Origin of the sequence: Acidianus sp. HS-5 (assembly GCF_021655615.1) — an archaeon.
Taxonomy (GTDB): domain Archaea; phylum Thermoproteota; class Thermoprotei_A; order Sulfolobales; family Sulfolobaceae; genus Acidianus.
The window spans coordinates 30753-48601 of the sequence record NZ_AP025245.1 but is presented as its reverse complement, the minus strand read 5'-3'; the positions used below and the strand labels follow the sequence as shown (position 1 = coordinate 48601).

At 33.6% G+C, this 17849-nt stretch carries 22 protein-coding genes and 1 pseudogene; 12 read left to right on the top strand and 11 right to left on the bottom strand.

The window, feature by feature from the left end; all coding sequences use genetic code 11:
- Positions 1-7: 7 nt before the first annotated feature.
- Positions 8-793: a winged helix-turn-helix transcriptional regulator gene (locus HS5_RS00315; RefSeq protein ID WP_236752096.1), complete on the bottom strand. Its 786-nt coding sequence runs from the start codon at positions 791-793 to the stop codon at positions 8-10.
- 58 nt (positions 794-851) lie between these two features.
- On the opposite strand from HS5_RS00315, the gene HS5_RS00310 reads away from it, so the two are divergent.
- Positions 852-1766, top strand: a complete 915-nt coding sequence (locus HS5_RS00310; RefSeq protein ID WP_236752095.1) for a sodium:calcium antiporter — start codon at positions 852-854, stop codon at positions 1764-1766.
- Here HS5_RS00310 and HS5_RS00305 read toward each other — a convergent pair.
- Positions 1756-2091: a DUF202 domain-containing protein gene (locus HS5_RS00305; protein WP_236752094.1), complete on the bottom strand. Its 336-nt coding sequence runs from the start codon at positions 2089-2091 to the stop codon at positions 1756-1758. The two genes, HS5_RS00310 and HS5_RS00305, sit on opposite strands and share 11 nt — an antisense overlap.
- A gap of 242 nt (positions 2092-2333) precedes the next feature.
- On the opposite strand from HS5_RS00305, the gene HS5_RS00300 reads away from it, so the two are divergent.
- From HS5_RS00300 to HS5_RS00280, 5 genes and pseudogenes are all read left to right on the top strand, one after another.
- Entirely contained in the window at positions 2334-3779 is a 1446-nt protein-coding gene (locus HS5_RS00300) for a DUF1641 domain-containing protein (RefSeq protein WP_236752093.1), read from the top strand.
- Between the two features lie 89 nt (positions 3780-3868).
- Positions 3869-4411, top strand: a complete 543-nt coding sequence (locus tag HS5_RS00295; RefSeq protein WP_236752092.1) for a hypothetical protein — start codon at positions 3869-3871, stop codon at positions 4409-4411.
- Positions 4408-5247, top strand: a complete 840-nt coding sequence (locus HS5_RS00290) for a fumarylacetoacetate hydrolase family protein (RefSeq protein WP_236752091.1) — start codon at positions 4408-4410, stop codon at positions 5245-5247. The genes HS5_RS00295 and HS5_RS00290 overlap by 4 nt, the downstream gene beginning before the upstream one ends.
- Before the next feature lie 43 nt (positions 5248-5290).
- A pseudogene (locus HS5_RS00285) lies at positions 5291-5691 on the top strand (CoA-binding protein).
- Between the two features lie 47 nt (positions 5692-5738).
- Entirely contained in the window at positions 5739-6065 is a 327-nt protein-coding gene (locus tag HS5_RS00280) for a helix-turn-helix domain-containing protein (RefSeq protein ID WP_236752090.1), read from the top strand.
- Here HS5_RS00280 and HS5_RS00275 read toward each other — a convergent pair.
- The 3 genes from HS5_RS00275 to HS5_RS00265 are packed head-to-tail and all read right to left on the bottom strand — an operon-like array spanning position 6060 to position 7524.
- Positions 6060-6611 carry a hypothetical protein gene (locus HS5_RS00275; RefSeq protein ID WP_236752089.1) on the bottom strand — a complete coding sequence of 184 codons (552 nt, stop codon included), beginning with the start codon at positions 6609-6611 and terminating at the stop codon, positions 6060-6062. The genes HS5_RS00280 and HS5_RS00275 overlap by 6 nt on opposite strands.
- Positions 6611-6895: a winged helix-turn-helix domain-containing protein gene (locus HS5_RS00270; protein WP_236752088.1), complete on the bottom strand. Its 285-nt coding sequence runs from the start codon at positions 6893-6895 to the stop codon at positions 6611-6613. The genes HS5_RS00275 and HS5_RS00270 overlap by 1 nt, the downstream gene beginning before the upstream one ends.
- A gap of 38 nt (positions 6896-6933) precedes the next feature.
- Complete coding sequence (locus HS5_RS00265) at positions 6934-7524, bottom strand: hypothetical protein (protein WP_236752087.1); 591 nt, start codon at positions 7522-7524, stop codon at positions 6934-6936.
- A gap of 34 nt (positions 7525-7558) precedes the next feature.
- On the opposite strand from HS5_RS00265, the gene HS5_RS00260 reads away from it, so the two are divergent.
- Entirely contained in the window at positions 7559-8509 is a 951-nt protein-coding gene (locus tag HS5_RS00260; RefSeq protein WP_236752086.1) for a phosphomevalonate kinase, read from the top strand.
- Positions 8499-9473 (top strand): diphosphomevalonate decarboxylase, encoded by a 975-nt coding sequence (mvaD, locus tag HS5_RS00255; RefSeq protein WP_236752085.1) that lies wholly within the window; start codon positions 8499-8501, stop codon positions 9471-9473. The genes HS5_RS00260 and mvaD overlap by 11 nt, the downstream gene beginning before the upstream one ends.
- Here mvaD and HS5_RS00250 read toward each other — a convergent pair.
- Together HS5_RS00250 and HS5_RS00245 are read right to left on the bottom strand one after the other, a co-directional pair.
- Complete coding sequence (locus HS5_RS00250) at positions 9446-10678, bottom strand: HD domain-containing protein (RefSeq protein WP_236752084.1); 1233 nt, start codon at positions 10676-10678, stop codon at positions 9446-9448. The two genes, mvaD and HS5_RS00250, sit on opposite strands and share 28 nt — an antisense overlap.
- 2 nt (positions 10679-10680) lie before the next feature.
- A complete protein-coding gene (locus HS5_RS00245; RefSeq protein ID WP_236753608.1) occupies positions 10681-11394 on the bottom strand; it encodes a purine-nucleoside phosphorylase in 714 nt (237 codons plus the stop codon).
- Positions 11395-11449: 55 nt separating this feature from the next.
- Between HS5_RS00245 and HS5_RS00240 the strand changes: the two genes are divergently transcribed.
- Both HS5_RS00240 and HS5_RS00235 read left to right on the top strand, forming a co-directional pair.
- Positions 11450-11980 carry a hypothetical protein gene (locus HS5_RS00240; protein ID WP_236752083.1) on the top strand — a complete coding sequence of 177 codons (531 nt, stop codon included), beginning with the start codon at positions 11450-11452 and terminating at the stop codon, positions 11978-11980.
- A 77-nt stretch (positions 11981-12057) separates the two neighbouring features.
- Positions 12058-12255: a hypothetical protein gene (locus tag HS5_RS00235; protein WP_236752082.1), complete on the top strand. Its 198-nt coding sequence runs from the start codon at positions 12058-12060 to the stop codon at positions 12253-12255.
- Position 12256: 1 nt separating this feature from the next.
- Here HS5_RS00235 and sucD read toward each other — a convergent pair whose 3' ends face one another.
- From sucD to HS5_RS00215, 4 genes are read right to left on the bottom strand one after another with little or no spacing between them, the layout of a single operon-like run.
- Complete coding sequence (gene sucD, locus HS5_RS00230; protein WP_256445596.1) at positions 12257-13102, bottom strand: succinate--CoA ligase subunit alpha; 846 nt, start codon at positions 13100-13102, stop codon at positions 12257-12259.
- Positions 13102-14109, bottom strand: coding sequence for a succinate--CoA ligase subunit beta (locus HS5_RS00225; protein WP_236752081.1), 1008 nt, complete (start codon positions 14107-14109; stop codon positions 13102-13104). The genes sucD and HS5_RS00225 overlap by 1 nt, the downstream gene beginning before the upstream one ends.
- Positions 14096-14773, bottom strand: coding sequence for an endonuclease III domain-containing protein (locus HS5_RS00220; RefSeq protein ID WP_236752080.1), 678 nt, complete (start codon positions 14771-14773; stop codon positions 14096-14098). The genes HS5_RS00225 and HS5_RS00220 overlap by 14 nt, the downstream gene beginning before the upstream one ends.
- Entirely contained in the window at positions 14763-15704 is a 942-nt protein-coding gene (locus HS5_RS00215; protein WP_236752079.1) for a glycosyltransferase, read from the bottom strand. Before HS5_RS00215 ends, HS5_RS00220 begins: the two co-directional genes overlap by 11 nt.
- Positions 15705-15745: 41 nt before the next feature.
- Here HS5_RS00215 and thrS point away from each other — a divergent pair, with 41 nt between their 5' ends.
- Together thrS and HS5_RS00205 are read left to right on the top strand one after the other, a co-directional pair.
- Complete coding sequence (gene thrS / locus HS5_RS00210; RefSeq protein WP_236752078.1) at positions 15746-17374, top strand: threonine--tRNA ligase; 1629 nt, start codon at positions 15746-15748, stop codon at positions 17372-17374.
- Positions 17371-17820 (top strand): methylated-DNA--[protein]-cysteine S-methyltransferase, encoded by a 450-nt coding sequence (locus tag HS5_RS00205; RefSeq protein ID WP_236752077.1) that lies wholly within the window; start codon positions 17371-17373, stop codon positions 17818-17820. The genes thrS and HS5_RS00205 overlap by 4 nt, the downstream gene beginning before the upstream one ends.
- Positions 17821-17849 lie beyond the last annotated feature (29 nt).

Sequence of the window (17849 nt, the reverse complement as noted above, 5' to 3'; positions counted from 1 at the left end):
CACATGGTTATTCTATAAGACCTTTTGTATTAATATCGTAGATTATCATTACGTCGGCCTCAGCATCTTTTTCTCTAACGGCTCTTACATAATTCCTTACATTTTCAATGTTTTCAGTTAAACAGACTTCTATTCCGACATTATTTTTATCTACTATCTCTAGGACTCTGCATGAGGAGAGCGTATCCCTTATTAGTGGAATCCTTTTTGAGAACATTGAAAACACTGATATTCCACTTTTCGGTATATTAACTCTTGGTATCACAGATATGTATCCTTTATTTTTCATAATTTTCAATCTTTTTATAATTATCTTGCTATCTAATCCTATTTTCTCTGAGATTTCTGAAGTAGAAGCTCTGGGATCTTCTTGTAACGCCCTTACTATTTTCATGTCAAGCTCCTTAGGCTGTAAAGGCTGTTGAACTGGAGTATACTGCATTTCAGGCTCTCCAAGATTTTTCCTCATAAATGATATTCTATCTTCAATTTGCAAATTGCTCTCTCCGGCTATGCCATATACATTTAACCATTCTACGCATTTAAACTTTAAAAATATCCATTTATCATCCATATCTATTAAGTTTTTGAATGCGATAAATGAATAATACTTTCCGTAAAAGTTGGGATTAATTAAAAGTTGGAATCCTTCCAAGATCTCCTCTTTTTCTAAATTCTTTAGCCTATAAAGTACAGTAGGAGGAGTTAAATTTAGTAAAGATGCTAAATTATGAATAGATGTTCTGCCATCACGGTAAAGGTAAAGTAATATTTTCTTATCTATCTCATCCATCTAATGTAAGTATACGGAAGTGGTTAATAATTATTATATTCTAAGAATAAAATAGGATATGATAGATATAATTAGGTTCGTATTAGTTTTAACAGCACTGATTATTGCAGCTGAACTTCTTGCCAAAGGTACTGAAAACATGGAAAGGAAATTCGGTCAAGGAATAGCAGGAGGAATAATTTTAGGTTTTCTTACTGCATTACCCGAGACAGTAATTACCATATATGCATTATTAAATAAAGAATATGAAGAAGCTGTAGGTTCCGCAATTGGTGGTAATGTTATACTTTTTACCTTAGGTATAGGCTTAGTTGGTTTAATTTATTCTATATCTTGGAATAGATCCCTAAAAATGCGTCACGATTATAAAATTGAGAACAACTTCCTATTAGCAAATACCATAGTATTGATTATAATAATTTTTTATGGAAGATTTGATTTATTTACTGCTATCATATTATCTTCAATTTATATATTTTATCTTGCTTATAGAGTTAAAAAAGGTGGCGAAAACGGTAAAAACGAGGTAAATCTGACGAGAAGTATTATAGAGCTTGCAATAGGTGCTACTTTAATCCTTTCTTTCTCGGATCTTTTTGTCAAATGTATAGTTGCGATATCTGAGGAATTTAATTTACCTATTATCTGGACGTCACTACTGCTGACTCCCATAGCTGCAGAACTTGAAGAGAAAATTTCAGGGATAAAGTTAGCAATGAGCAATCTGGACGGAGGATCTTTAGCTATAGTTAGCTTTGTGGGGAGTAAGATAGAAAATTCTACTTTATTACTGGGTTTAATCGGTTTCTTCACATCATACGACTTCCATAATTCCTTGCCAGAAGTAATATCTGCGGTAGTAGCTAATGCAATAGGTGTAGTTATTCTTCTCGATGGCAGAATTACTAAACACGAATCTATTTTTCTTATAGCCTTGTACTTTATAATTATCTATTTAGATTTTATATTATGAGCAACGCTAAAACTACTGCAATTGCTAAGATTATACCTACAAACATCGTATTGGGCAGAACTCTAGGTGTGTACTGATTTTTAGAAAGATCTCTCTCGTTTACTAGATAGGAATACAAGCCATATATTATTACAATTCCGCCTAGTATAATCATTATTTCTCCATAAGTTACTGAACTTGAGGATAATGATTTAGCTCCTTTAAGGATGGATATGAATAAAGCAAATTTTGCTATTACAAAACCGAAGCCTATTAAGGCTACCCCAGTTCTAACCCAAGCTAGGAAAGTTCTTTCATTAGCTAAATGATCTGAAGGAGAACCCACAAAGGTTTAATGATTACTTACTATATAAACATTTTTAGCAATTGTAGTTAAAGCCTTTAATACATAAAACTAAAAAGAAAAGATAATTTAGATTCTTAAATATAAGAAAAAATGCTACGAACTCACATAAAAATCTATTAAACATGAGCGATAAATCTTGAATAAAATTATGCGAGCTGAAGCCTACATTTCATTACTCATAAAATTATTAAACTAATTGTGTAAATAGATTATAGATAAATATGTCAGAAGGACAAGATCCTTTAGAAACATTATTAAAACCGGAAAATCTAGAAAGGCTGAATAAACTTGCAGATTCATTACCTACACTGGAGAAACTTACAGATAAGCTTAATGAAATGGACAAAAAAGGTCAGTTAGACTTTCTGTTAAGCCTAACGGATCAAACAATATCACTTCTTGATGCTGTTCAGAAGGCTGACCTAGTTAACACACTAATATCCTTCGGAATGGAACAACTACCAAAAATACAAGCAGTATGGCCAATAATAGAAAAACTAACAAGCGATAAAACATTAAACTTATTACAACAAATAAATTTAGATACAACATTAAACGCTATTGAAGCGTTAACCCCAATGATGCAAAAACTAACAAGCGATAAAGCAATATCATTATTAAAGCAAATAGATATAGACTCCACACTTACAGCCGTTGAAAAAATAACGCCAGTAATGAAAGCACTGACAAGCGATAAAGCACTTAAAGTTCTAGAAAGCATAAATTATGATACCCTACTAGACTCAACAGAAAAGCTTACTCCTATTCTCCAAAAACTGACAAGCGATAAAGCAGTAAAGATAATAGAAGGTCTTGACGTTGACACATTACTAGAAGCAACTGCAGACCTAACTCCTGCACTAAATAAAATAGCAAAAACAATGTCTGAAATGCAGAAAAAAGGTCAAATAGATGAACTCCTAAACATGATGGAACAAGGTATTGCTCTTCTTGATGCTGTTCAGAAGGCTGACCTAGTTAACACACTAATATCCTTCGGAATGGAACAACTACCAAAAATACAAGCAGTATGGCCAATAATAGAAAAACTAACAAGCGACAGAGCACTAGCATTATTGCAAAAAATCGATTTAGACGCAACACTTTCTGCAGTTGAAGCGTTAACCCCAATGATGCAAAAACTAACCTCTCCTAGAGCCGTTTCACTAATACAGAAATTAGACGTGGATTCCGCATTGTCTGCAGTTGAAGCGTTAACCCCAATGATGCAAAAACTAACAAGCGATAGGGCTGTAAAGCTTGTGCAACAATTAGATATCGAAGGTCTGCTTACAGCAATGGAAGCTTCATTACCGTTATTGAAGAAATTGACAGACGAGAAGACGGTAAAGACGCTTACACAAATAGATATGGACTCGATGGTTAACATGATGAGTAAGCTTGCTGAATTACAAAAGAACGGAGTTATGGATAAAATGATAAAATTAATTGACGTATTCGGTGATCCTAAGTTAGTAGACAACTTAGTCCTTATAATGGAGAAGATGAGCAAAGCGCTTAACATATGGGTAAGCGAACTGCCAAACGTTAAGCCTGTAGGCACTATGGGACTATTGAGGATGGCATCTGATAAAGATTCCGCATATGCACTAGGTATGATGAAAGCATTACTAGAAGCTGCAGGAAAGGCTTTTAGAGAAGGCTAATCCTTTTTTTGGTAGTAATCCTTATGGTATCAATTATTAATTTTTATAGTGTCAACAAGTAATTTTTATAGTGGATAGTTATTTTACTTATGTTTCTTCAAGACTTAATCATAGTAGCTCTCTTGGGATTAACTCACGGGCTAGATCCAGACCATATAGCGTCTGCAAGAGTATTGAGAAACAATATTAAAATCTTGAAATTTGCCCTATTTCATTCTTTAGGATTCGTAATTTTAGCTGTTCCATTAACAATAATATTTTTAATAGTTTCGGTTAGTTCTGCGTACCTTAATATTTTAGGTAATTTAGTAGGAATAGGAGTAGCTTTAATCCTTCTAATTTCCACTTTAATAGGAAGAGAATTTGAAATAGAACCAAAAAAGCTAGGTCTCCTTCAAGGCTCATTAGTTGTTACTCCTTCTAAGATAATAACTATTTTGCTTGCTATATCCCTGGATAATATAATTTACTCCACAGTATTAGTAGGAGTGTTTGTAGTCTCATCTACTTTCTCAATATTCGCTTTAAGTTCACTAAATATGATTCCGAGAAAGTTGGATAAGCCAATAAACATAGCTGTCGCATTAGTAACCATAATCTTTTTAGGAGTTTCTACATTTGAGGTTCTATGAGATTCACACAAGGAATAGTTAACGGAAAAACGACAACAGTTTTTATTATAGATAACAATTTTTATATTCCGGATTTTGAGGGAATAGAATGCGTTCTAGAAGACTCTAAAAATATTGTAAAGGCTATAGAACTTTTCAGGAATATTAAAAACTACAGGCAAGTTACATTGTCTAAATTTTTGCCTTCAATCTACCCTAACAAAATATTTTTACCCGCAGTCAATTTTAAGTCTCATTCTAAGGAATCTTCAATGGAGCCTCCTAAACAGCCTTACTTCTTCATGAAAGGTAACAACACCGTGATAGCACACGAAGATGAAATTATAATACCTAAAGGAGCAAGAAAAGTAGACTACGAGGGAGAAATAGGTATAATATTGGGAAAGAGAGGTAAATACATTAAAAAGGAGAATGCAATAGATTACGTTTTAGGATTTACGATAGTTAACGACGTTAGCTTTAGGGATTATCAGTTTCCTGAAATTCATCCCTATGGATTAAATTGGGTAATGGGAAAGTCTCTAGACACTGGTCTGCCTATAGGTCCTTGGATTGTAACTAAAGATGAAGTAGACTTTCCGCTAGAGATAATTACGAGAGTTAATGGAAGAGTAGCGCAAAGAGGGTCTACGGAGGATATGATATTTTCCGTGGAGGAATTAATTTCTTACTTAAGTAATGGAATTACTCTAGAGCCAGGAGATATTATTACTACTGGGACGCCTGCAGGCGTTGCGGAATTCGGAAATAAGGAATATTTAAAGCCAGGAGATATTGTAGAAGTTGAAGTTCCAAAAATAGGAATATTAAGAAATAAAGTTGAAAATGAATTTTAACCTTTGCTAGCATAATAAAAGTATGTAAAGTGAAGAAAATTTAATAAGATTTGTCCTTGAAAATTGTAAAAATGTTATCACTATAGGTTTTTCAAAAGATCCTTCAAAGCCTTCTCACTATGTTCCTAAATTTTTAATGGAACATTGATATAATGTGATACCAGTAAATCCAACTGCAAAGGAAATCCTAGGAAGAAAGAGTTATTCATCAATTTTAGAGATTCCCGACAAAATTGAGGTAGTAGAGGTATTTAGACCTTCGTCAGAGGTCCCTAAAATAATTGAGGAAGTAATAAAGAGGAAGAAGGAAAGGAGCGATGTTAAAGTATTATGGTTACAAGAAGGAATGAGGAAGCAACTAAATTGGCAGAAAAGGAGGATATTAGTGCGGTACAAGATAGATGCATGTATAAAGAGTATAATAAGCTTATGCAAAATAAGTGAAAGAAAAATAGATAAAGTTTTTAATATGTTTATCCAAAAAATTAATTATGGAAGAAGATCTTAAGAATAAAAAAGAAAGTATAAGGTGTTGTTATAGACTGTCTGAAACAGACGTCGAATGCTTGTTTAAACTTGTTGAATTAAATAAGCCTATAACCTCCGTTGAATTGGCACAAATAATGGGTTTCAGTAAAACTACAGCTGAAACGAGCTTAAAAAGATTAATGGATGTCGGCCTCGTAAATAGAATAAAAATAGAGGAAAAGAAAATAGGTAGGCCTAAATTTGTTTATTCTGCAATAAATAATATCTGGGAAAAGATAAGTGATGATTTAAAACAATGCGCAAAGAAGATTTTATCTGCGGCTTCATGATTTGCTATTTCTTATTTCCATAATTTTTTTCATCATATCTCTATAAACCAAAAAGGAATATATGATGTAATACATCGAAATTATATCTAAGCCTAAAGAAAAACCTAAAAATAGCCCATTAAAAGAAAACAACGGCAAGAAATATAATGCAAAGAAAATTATCGATGCTAAGACAATGTAAAATATTTCCTTCACATTGCTTGAAATTCCACTTACATATGAGTCAATATTTTCCATAGACGAAATATAATTATTAAGTAACTTTATTTTACTTCCAACACCTTTAACTTCATTATCTAAAAATTTTTGTAGAGCCTCGGATTTTATATTAAAATTTGCCCCAATTATTCCATCATCTAATAAATCCGTAGAAGATAGTAAATCTATCATTTCACTAAAAATCTTCAATAAATAAAAAGATCTTGAATCTTTCCATAAAGAAGATAGTTTACCTAACTTTCTTGTTATAAAATAGAAAAGTAGTGATGTCTCTAAAAGTAAGCTAACATACACCAGGTTCGCTATTAATGTAACTGACTCTAACATCAATATAATTCTTCTGAAATTGAGCTTATAAGCTCAGATAATTCTAGATGTAACTTTCTAATTTTTCTTAATTTTTCTAATAACGCAGTACCTTTTTCAGTTACCCTATAATGGCCATCTTCATATGTTATAAGCCCTTTACTCATCAGCACGCTAATGTATTTCTCCAAGAGTGTATTGCTCAAATTAGCGTATTTCATTATAGAAGATTTGCTATCATATCCGTCACTAATGACTTCCATTACATCCATTATAATTTCTAGCTGGTCTCTCTTGCTCTTCATATATTAAGAGTAAGACTTATTCTTTATAAACGTTTCTTTCAAACTCTTTTTAACGCTTCACTTAGTACCTCAGCTTCCTTCTCTCCGAGATATTTCGATGTTAAATTCAAGAACTGCTTTAAGTCATCTTCAGTCATCTGTTGTGTTATTAAAGGAGTCAACTTCACAAGAACATCATTATTTATCACTTCAACGATTTCTACATATTCTGGAATTGTTAGCTCAGGAAACTCCTTATATAACGTTAAAAGACCAGAAGAAATTAGCTCCAAACCTTCCTTACCTATCTTTTTAATTTCCTCCATCTGAGAATTCTTATCTTGTAATTTTGCAATTTCCTCTGATTTCTTCTTTACTTCCTCAAGAAATTTCAATAATTTATATCTCTGGAAATCTAAGGCAACTAAACCGCTTCTCACTTTCTTACTTGCTATTAGCCTTATTTCGTCACTGTCCTTTATTATATTAATAAACCCAGAAAAGTAAAGATCTTCAATTATACTTTGCAAAGTATTTTTAGTCATTAGAACCGTTAAAGTAGATAATAATTCATCATAAGCTAATCCAGAAGTTCCCTTTTGTGCTATAGCTATCAATACTAATCTTTTTTTCTTATCCAGAAAATCCATCACATATTTCTACTACAACAAAATAATAAATCCGATGATATCTGCTCCAGGAAAAATACTTTGGATAGGAAGTTACGCTGTAGTATTTGGAGGATTATCCCACGTAATTGCTATAAATAAGAGAGTTAAATGCGAAGCTTATCCTTCTGATAAACTAGTCTTTGAGACAACATATGGAACGTTTTACGGGAACGGAAACGAACTAATAGAAAGTGTAGTAAACGTAATAAAGGAGCATTTAGGAGAGATCCCCAGACTTAAAATAAGGCTTTTCAACGATGAAGACTTTCAAATTAACGGTAAAAAAACTGGTTTAGGAAGCTCGTCTGCAGCAACAGTAGCTCTTGTTGGTTGTTTATATAAGCAAATAAGAGGAAAATTAAACGTAGATGAAGTCCATTCTCTAGCTCAGGAAGCAAATTTCGTTAGACAAAAAGGAATAGGAAGTGGATTTGATATAGCTGCAGCAGTCTACGGGAGCATAATTTATAGAAGGTTTACTGACATCAAAAAAGGCGATTGGAAGATAGAACCTTTAAAGTTAGGCAATAAATACGATTTGCTTTTAGGATTTACGGGAAGAAGTTCTGAGACTGTAAATCTAGTTAAAATGTTTATGGAAAAGAAAAATGACGAGAAATTTAACGCATTCCTGAAAGAAATTAATATAGAGAACGAAACTGCAATAAAACTTCTTAAGCTAGGTAAAGTTGATGAGGCTTCACAGCACGTTAAATTAGCTAGAGATTTGCTAAACGTCTTGGCAGAAGATGTAGTTGGAGTTAAATTGGAAAGTAATGAAGATAAGAAATTAATAAGGATTGCAGAAGATAATTGCGCGTATGTATCTTTATTACCAGGAGCAGGAGGAGGAGATGTAATCTTCGCAATTGGAGAAAACTTAAACGAAGTCAGGAAAAAGTGGAGAGAGAAAGGATTAAAGCTAATCGAAATCAAAGAAGATGATGGTCTAAATGAGACTTGAAGGAGAAGCAATAGCCCCATCAAATATTGCAATAATTAAATACTGGGGAAAAAGAAATGCGGAACTCAACCTCCCTTTGAATTCTTCGCTTTCTATAAGCTTGGATAATCTGTATGCTAGAACAAAGGTTATATTTAGTGAAGAATTCTCTAAAGACGAAATCGTAATTAATGGTAAGAAGTTAAATGAAAAAGAAACCTTAAATTATGCTGGAAGAGTTCTTAACATTTTTAGGAAAATTAACGGTAAGACTTTGTTTTCTAAAGTCTTCTCAGAAACAAACTTCCCCCCATCATCAGGCTTAGCGTCTTCTGCTGCAGGCATTGCTGCATTAGTTTATGCTGTAAATGATGCTTTAGGCTTAAATTTAAGCCAAAAAGAGCTTTCTAAAATAGCTAGAATTGGTTCAGGGAGTGCTTGCAGGAGTACTGAAGGAGGATTCGTAATATGGGAAAAAGGAGAAAGAAATGATGGAGAAGACTCTTTTTGCTATCAGATATTCCCTCCTAATTACTGGGGCGATCTCGTCGACATTATTGTAATAGTAAGTGAAGAGAAGAAAAAGATCTCTTCAAGAGAAGGTATGGAAAATTCTGTTAAATCGTCTTATCTAATGAAGTGCAGGCTCGAATTTATAGAGGAAACATTTAACGAAATCGTAGAAAGTATAAAGAAGAGAGACGAGAAGAAATTCTTTGAATTAACAATGAGACATAGTAATAGTATGCATGCAGTGATTCTGGACTCTTGGCCTTCATTCTTCTATCTTAATGATGTATCACTTAAAATAATGAGGTGGATTCAAGATTTCGGTCATGCCGGCTATACTTTTGATGCAGGTCCTAATCCTCATATTTTTACTACCAAAAAATATATGCAAGAAGTAATAAATTTTATTCAAAACTTAAATTTAAAATATATAATAACTTCTCCAGGTCAAGGACCCAGAGTTTTACACTCTTGAATTATTTTCTCATATTTTTCTGTAATCTTTTCCGCCTTAACAGAATACGCTATTACTGCCTTTTTTATTTCACTTAATGATCTAATTATGGGAGAAACTGAGGTTAGCTTCTCGACCTTCTCACCATCAAATATATAAACTGCTTCTTCTTTTTCCTCGTAAGGTACATCATTAAACTCGTGATATAAGAAGAGTCCTTTAGTTTCTTTCATATCTTCATATATTTCATCTTTAATTTCATTAAACCTATCAAGGCATTTTCCGGTTATATCGTATTTTACCCTCTTATATCCTTGCCTAAACATTATTGCGTTCTTGAATTCCTCCTTTACCTTGTCAAGACTAGAATAAATTTTCACGTCTAAAAGTTGTAAGTAATCCTCTGCCTCCATAGGAATTTCAATAACGTTTTTTTCAAGCATTTCAACCATTGCATGAGATAATATCGCGTTATAAACTCCAGTTACGCTGTGGAAATATACGTTCTCAAACATGTACATTCTAGACAGGAGAAACTGCTCTACTATTGGAGTAGCTTTACTATAAATCGCGAGCTTTCCATCTATGAAAACTAAAAATCTCTTTAACCTCTCTATATCGAATCTACCGTAACTTACTCCCGCATAATAAGAATCCCTCAAAAGATAGTCACTCCTATCAGCGTCAACGTAATTTGAAATTAATGATAAAGCTAATTTTTCCTCGTAATTCCTAGGATTCTCATCTAGAACATTAATTACAAATTTTACTGGATCAGAATAGAATTCAGAATATTCCTTATCAATTATACTTCCAAGTGCGTTTTCTATTAAATATTTACCGTAATTTACATGCGTCTTCTTGCCTTCTTCCTTTACATCCATTTTATAAACTTGTTTAGCAAGCAATAGGAAATTCTCAAAGGTATGAGAAAATGCTACATGACCTACATCATGAAGTAATCCAGTTAAAGCTATCATTTGCACAATGCCTTCCTCGCTCTTTAATCCGCTGTTAGAGATTACATACCTAGCAAACTCTCTAGCTAAATGCATTACGCCTAAGCTGTGCTCAAACCTAGAATGTAACATGCTAGGATATACCATGTAAGCCATTGCAGTCTGCTTAATATATCTCAACCTTTGGAAAAAGGGATTTGAAACGATTTTATTCATTTTATCGGAAATTTCTATATAACCGTGTATAGGATCCCTTATTAGCTTCATTTTTATAACTTACTCAACGTATCTAAAATTACTTTTGCACCCCTCATTACACTATTTTCTAAATCTTCCTTACTTATCCACACTCCTCCTTTAGCCAAATTATCACTGACAGTCAATACAGCACCAGTTCTCACTCCCTTCATTCTACCTACTGCAAAAATCGTAGCACACTCCATTTCAACAGCAATATTACCTCTGGAAGACCATCTTTTTACGAACTCCTCATCCTCAGCATAAAACGCGTCACTGCTAAATACATTTCCTATATGAAATTTTAGACCTTGCCTCTCAAAATTCTGCACTAAGGCGTTAAGTACGTAAAAATCTGGCGTTGCAGCAATGCAACTGTCTTCTCTTAAATACTGGTAAATAAGACCACCGTGATTATATGATGCACCTGCAACTATAACGTATTCACCCAAATTTATATCTGGGATTAAAGCTCCAGTAGTTCCGTATCTGATAAAGGTCTTTCCGCCTAACATGATTAATTCCTCTAGAACTATGGCAGCTGAAGGACCCCCAATTCCATGAGTTGCTATACTTATATCCATGCCATTATACCTTCCTGTATATACCAAAAAACTCCTATTTTCGTTAACTAATCTAGCGTTTTCCAGGATTGAAGAAAGTAATTTAGCTCTACCAGGATCTCCTACTATTAAAACTCTTTCTGCAACTTCCCCTTTCTTTGCCAATATATGAACTGGCATAATGAAAGAGAGTAGGAATAGTATATTTAATTATCGGTTAGTGCAATAATAATTAGTAATGATTAAATTTGACAGAAGGGACAATAAGTACTTCTTTAATGACATAGAGAGTGCTATAGATATTGGTAGAATGCATATTTCCCCTTTCATCGGTAATGATCTTTATGTTTACTTAGAGGATAAAGATATCTTAATACATATCGACTATTTTGATCTTTTAGAAATTCTAAATTCGACTAAAATGTATAAAGTTGATATAAATAAAAGAAATACTAGATATGATAAAATCGGAATAATAATTAACCAGAATTATCTAGGTGGAGTTAATATTTCTACAATAATAGATTGGGGAACACAAAAGATAGTAAGTAGTGTTAACAATGAGAAAATTAGGTTAGATCATGGTCCAGATTGCGAGTATAATGATTGCATCTATATTGCTTTATTTAACTTTTTAAATGAGTTATACTATTTAAAAATAAGAATAACAGAAACAGATATACAGACATCACTTTTTAGGGTTGATCTGTTAAACTTTGTTAACGAAATGATTTTTTATGAGTTACGTCAAAAATTTAAACTGATTTAAAGAAATTTAAATTTAATGAAAGATTTAAAAAGATGATATGCAAAAGTTTTAAAAAGAGTAAGAAAAGATTCTATCTTATGAAAGAGAGAGAAGTAGAAGCAAAAAGATTAGTAGGCAAAAAACTGGTTAGAGGTAAGGTTTACGAATATGAATACTATACACTACCATTAAACCTATATATACCGAAGTCAATGGTAGAAAAATTCGGTACAAGATACATGCTAGAAGTAGACGAAGACAACGGAACTATTACAATAAAACCAAGAGGACAATAGGTCAAGAAAAAAGTAAGTCTTTTATTTCAAACGGTGTTTTAGCTACTTTAATTCCTGAATTCTTGAAGGCATTGACTTTACTCTCATAAGTGCCGAGTCCCATATATACTACTGCACCTGCATGACCCATTCTTTTTTCCCTAGGAGCAGTTAATCCTGCAATATAAGCTACAATGTTTTTAGATATCTTTCCATCTTTTTTCATCTTAGCTACTTCCTCCTCCATTGTACCGCCTATTTCACCTATTATCACTACCTCTTCGGTTTCATTGTCCTCATCAAACATCTTAACCACATCCTGCATCTTAGTTCCTATTATAGGATCTCCTCCTATTCCTATTACGGTAGACTGTCCAAAATCCTTCAGGATCTCAGCAACCTCATAAGTGAGAGTTCCAGATCTAGAGATTATCCCAACCTTACCTTTCCTAAAAGCCCTAGAGGGCATAATTCCTAACAAAGACTCTCCAGGATTTATTATTCCAGGGCAATTAGGACCTATTATTTTCACTCCTCTCTTTTCAGCATAATGAACTACTTTAGCCATATCTAGTACTGGAATATGCTCTGTTATAACTACTATTAATGGAATTCCTCCATCTATTGCTTCATAAATCGCATCAACAGCAAATTTAGCAGGAACGAAAATAATGCTCGCATCTATTTCATGTTCTTTAATTGCATCTTTCACAGTATCGTAAACAGGAACACCATAAACTTGAGAGCCTTCTTTGCCGGGGGTAACGCCTGCGACTATCTTTGTGCCATACTCAAGCATTAGTTTTGTATGGAAAGAGCCTTCTTTTCCAGTGATTCCTTGAACTAGAACCTTAGTATTCCTATCTATCAGCGTAGTGCATCCCCCACCGCATCAATTGGATTCTCATAAAATTTAATTCCGTGTTCCTTAAGAATCTTCCATCCTTCTTCCTCGTTTGTACCTACAAGCCTTACGAATATTGGCTTTTTAATCTCATTATAAGCATCAACTATTCCTAACGCAACCTCATCACACCTAGTTATTCCTCCGAAAATGTTTACAAGAATCTTCTTCACCTTCGGATTTGAACCAACTTTTATAACGCAATACCTAACTCTTTCCCTATCTGCACCACCTCCTACGTCCATAAAGTCTGCAGGATTGCCTCCCATCAGTTTTACCATGTCCATTGTTGCCATTGTTAAACCTGCACCGTTGCCTATTATTCCTATATCTCCGTCAAGTTCAACGTAGCTATCTGGAGAATATTCTCTACCGAGTTCTTTTAGAAGGTTCTGATGTTTATATAACGCATTATCCTCTAAAATTACTTTGGAATCTAGAGCTATTACATCGTCTTTAGTAACTGCTAATGGATTAATTTCCACTAATTCTGCATCATACTCAGTAAAAATGTTATATAACCCCTGAATAACTTGAGACAGTCCCTTTACTTGTAAGTACTTTTCAACTTCTATTATATCATATCCTCTTGGTCCTCTTTCAATCGGAATAATGAATTTATTAACATCTCCAGAGCTTTCAATATCTATTCCTCCATGAGGAGACGCAATAAGCATTGGTTCTGCAGTATCTCTATCTAAAATCATTGAAAGATAGACTTCTCTATCGTGAGGAATATACTCTTCGATAAGAAACTTGCTTATACCTAATTTTTTCATTTCGCCTATAGTAGAGTTAACGTCTTCCGTAACTTTTACCAGTCCTCTCTTGCCTCTTCCACCTTCCAGGACCTGGGCTTTAACTACAGCCTTGCCCTTCCAATCGATATTTCCTTCCTCCAAAACTCCATGGGGTATTTTGATTCCATTTCTAGAGAATAGGATCTTTCCTTCATATTCATATAGTTTCATTATATTTATTTTTGCATAAAGGTTTAAGAATGCATTTATCGCATTTTGGTTTATTTAGATAACAATAAGCCTTGCCTACAGAAACTATTCCGGCATGAAAGAATTTATATAGAAAAACATCCTTCTCAAGATTTGCCTCAACGTAATTTTTGGCCTCCTTCTTGCTCATGCTTTTATTTAAAACTCTAGAAAGAACTCTTCTTAAGTACTCAGATTGAGGAAAAATAAGCTGATTATTTGCAAAAAGTAATAAGGAATCAGCAGTTTCCTCTCCTATTCCTTCGATTTCCAAAATTCTATCCCTATACTCTAAACTTAAAAACACGCTTAATCCTCCGTTTTTACTAACAATTTCACTAAAATTCTTAAGTCTCCTTGCTTTTGTTTTATAAAAATTTACACTACGTATTTGTTCTTCTAAAGTTGACAAGGGAATTTCGGCTATTTTATCTATATAATTTAATCTCTTACTCCTTAAATTCTCAATAACTTTAACCACGGTTTCCCATTTAGTCATTTGAACTAAAAATGCGGAAATTGCTATTTCATCAGCGGATTTTAATCCACCCCACCATTCAAAAGAATAGGGATCTGAGACTATCCAGCCCATTTCTCTTAGAAACTCCCTATTTTTATCCAGGATTTTCAATATTTCATGAATCATTGAGAACCACTTTTACTAGATTTTCTGTACCTGGAGAGTATTCTTTCGGTTTTTTAGGATTCTCAATGTATTTTAAAACTTCGTCATTATTAGACCAATTTGAAGGGTCGTTAAGAAAAGTCGCTCCCAAAATTTCAGCATACAACCTACTGTCCTCAAAAGTTGCTGCATATTTCCAATCTTTATTGTAAACTACAATTGTAGGCTTCTTATACATGACAACAGACTCCATAGCTGTCTTACCTTGATGAGTTATTACAAGCCTTGCTGAAGCAATGTACTTCTCAATATCTGGATCAAAGGAAAAGACTTTCCAACCTTTTCTCTCGTACCTTTTTGCCACTTTACCTGTTTGAAGTACTACATTATCTATATCCAAGGAATACAAAACATCAAAAAGCCTCTCAAAACCCTCACTACCAGCAGTTACTAAAATATGACCATCATCTGAAGGATCGTACTTAGGTTTCTCAACTATGGGACCTACCGAAATACCGTTTTTATAAAGTCTCTCTTGCTCTCTCCAGTGTAAAAACACATACTTTGAATATTTTGATATTATGCTTACCGCTTTTCCTTTAGTTAATATTCTATCCTGACTTTCGATAACGTAAACTCTTGAAGATTTAATAAATTGAAAGAAAGACGGAAAAATTGAATGATTTGAGCCTGTAGCTATGACCTTCTTATATTTCCTAATTTTTGCACTGCTGATTATAGATGATAAAAAAGAGGATATTGAAAGATTACCAGAAGGAGATCTGAATTTTTCTACCTCATACACTTTTTCAGCAAAAGGAGATATCATTTTCTTACTCATATCATCCCCTTTAGGTATAACAAAGTCGGCCTTATAGGGCAAATATTCTGCTACTGCCCTAGCGAAACCTGTATGCCCTCCTCCACTGGCAATAATTAGTATATCACTCATTTGATAAAAGCATTATAATCCCTTTAATAATAAAGCCTACTATGGAAGAGTACAAAGGAGTTTGGCTTAAAGGGGGAATAATATTAGCCTTCAACCTTTTAGTAGACGGAAAAAAAGCTGTTGCAGTGGGTTTAGGAGAAAGAGACTTCTACGTGGACGTAGAATTGGACAGTTCAATAACTTTAGCTGAGGCTAAAAAATACGCCAAAGAAGGAAATTATGAGATTATAATTGAAGGAAATAAAGCAAAAGCAGGTAATTATGAAATTTCTTTAGAAAGTAACGTAACTCCTTCAGGGAATCCAAAATACTTCGAAATCTTAAATATTTCAGTTCATCATCCAACTCCGGACAAACAGTACGTCAGAATAAGGGGAGTAGCTTTTGAGACTGAAGAACAGTTGAAGGATTACATGAATTGGTTAGAGAAAGCTTCTGAAACTGACCATAGGATTTTAGGAGAAAAAATGGATTTATTCAGCTTTCCAGAAGAGGCTGGGCCAGGCTTAGTCCTATATCATCCTAAAGGACAGACGATTAGAAATGAATTAATGAACTACATGAAGGAAATAAATGTCTCAATGGGATATCAAGAAGTTTACACTACTCACGTTTACAGAACCATATTATGGAAAATAAGTGGGCATTATGACATGTATAAGGATAAAATGCTGATCTTCAATCATGATGATGAGGAACTAGGAATAAAGCCCATGAATTGTCCAGCTCATATACTGATTTATAAGTCGAGAACCAGAAGCTATAAAGATTTACCTATTAGGTTTTCAGAATTCGGTAATGTATATAGATGGGAACAAAAAGGTGAATTATACGGCCTATTGAGAGTTAGAGGTTTTACGCAAGATGATGGCCACGTTTTCTTGAGAGAAGATCAGCTAGAAAACGAAGTTAGAATGCTAATTAGTAAAACTTTAGAAGTATTAGCAAAATTTGGATTTAAAGGAGACGATGTAAGGATCAATTTATCTACTAGACCCGACGAAAGCATAGGAACTGATGAACAGTGGGAAAAAGCTACTAACTCCTTAATTAATGCAATACGTTCCCTCAATTTGAAATACCAGGTAAAGGAAAAGGAGGGAGCGTTTTACGGACCTAAAATAGACTTCGAAATAAGGGATAGTTTAGGAAGATGGTGGCAATTATCAACTATCCAAGTAGATTTTAACTTACCTGAAAGGTTTAAGCTAGAATACGTAGATAAAGATGGAAGTAAGAAAAGGCCAGTAATGGTTCACAGAGCAATATACGGCTCTATAGACAGGTTTTTAGCAATTTTACTGGAGCATTTTAAAGGAAAATTGCCTACTTGGCTTTCGCCTGTTCAAGTTAGGATATTGCCAATTAATCCTGAAGTCAGAGAGTACGGTGAGAAAGTTCTATCAAAGCTAACATCACTTAAAATTAGGGCAGAAATTGATTCTGAAGAAGAGACTCTTTCTAAGAGAATTAAAAGAGCTTACGATGATGGAGTTCCTTACATTCTCATATTAGGTAAAAGGGAGGCTGAAAATAATTCAATAACAATTAGGGCCAGAGGAAATGTAGAAGTTAAAGGAGTACCATTAGATAAATGTGTAAACACTATATTACAAGAAATTCAGAATAGGGATCTAACAAACACAGCAATAGAGAAGGTAAAGCAATGATTATTTATGGGCTATATAAGAGCCCTTTTGGGGACATAACTGTTGCAAAAAGTGAAAAAGGATTTGTAATGTTAGATTTTTGTAACTGCATAGAGAAGAATTCTTTAGATAATAATGCCTTCTCAGACTTCTTTGAAAAACTAGATAAATACTTTGAAGGAAAGGAAGTAGACTTAAGAGAAAACTTAGATATTTACGTTAATCCTTTTAGGTTAAGCGTGTTTAAGGAAGTAATGAAAATACCTTGGGGTAAGGCCAAAACTTACGGAGAAATAGCTAAAGCTTTAGGGACTTCTCCTAGAGCTGTGGGAGTTGCATTGTCTAAAAATCCCGTTCTCCTAATTATACCTTGTCATAGGGTAATTTCAGAACATGGATTAGGCGGATATTCTAGAGGAGTTGAATTAAAGAGAAAACTTCTTGAACTTGAAGGAATAAAAGTATAAATTACGATTTTTTCATTAACAAAAGTTTA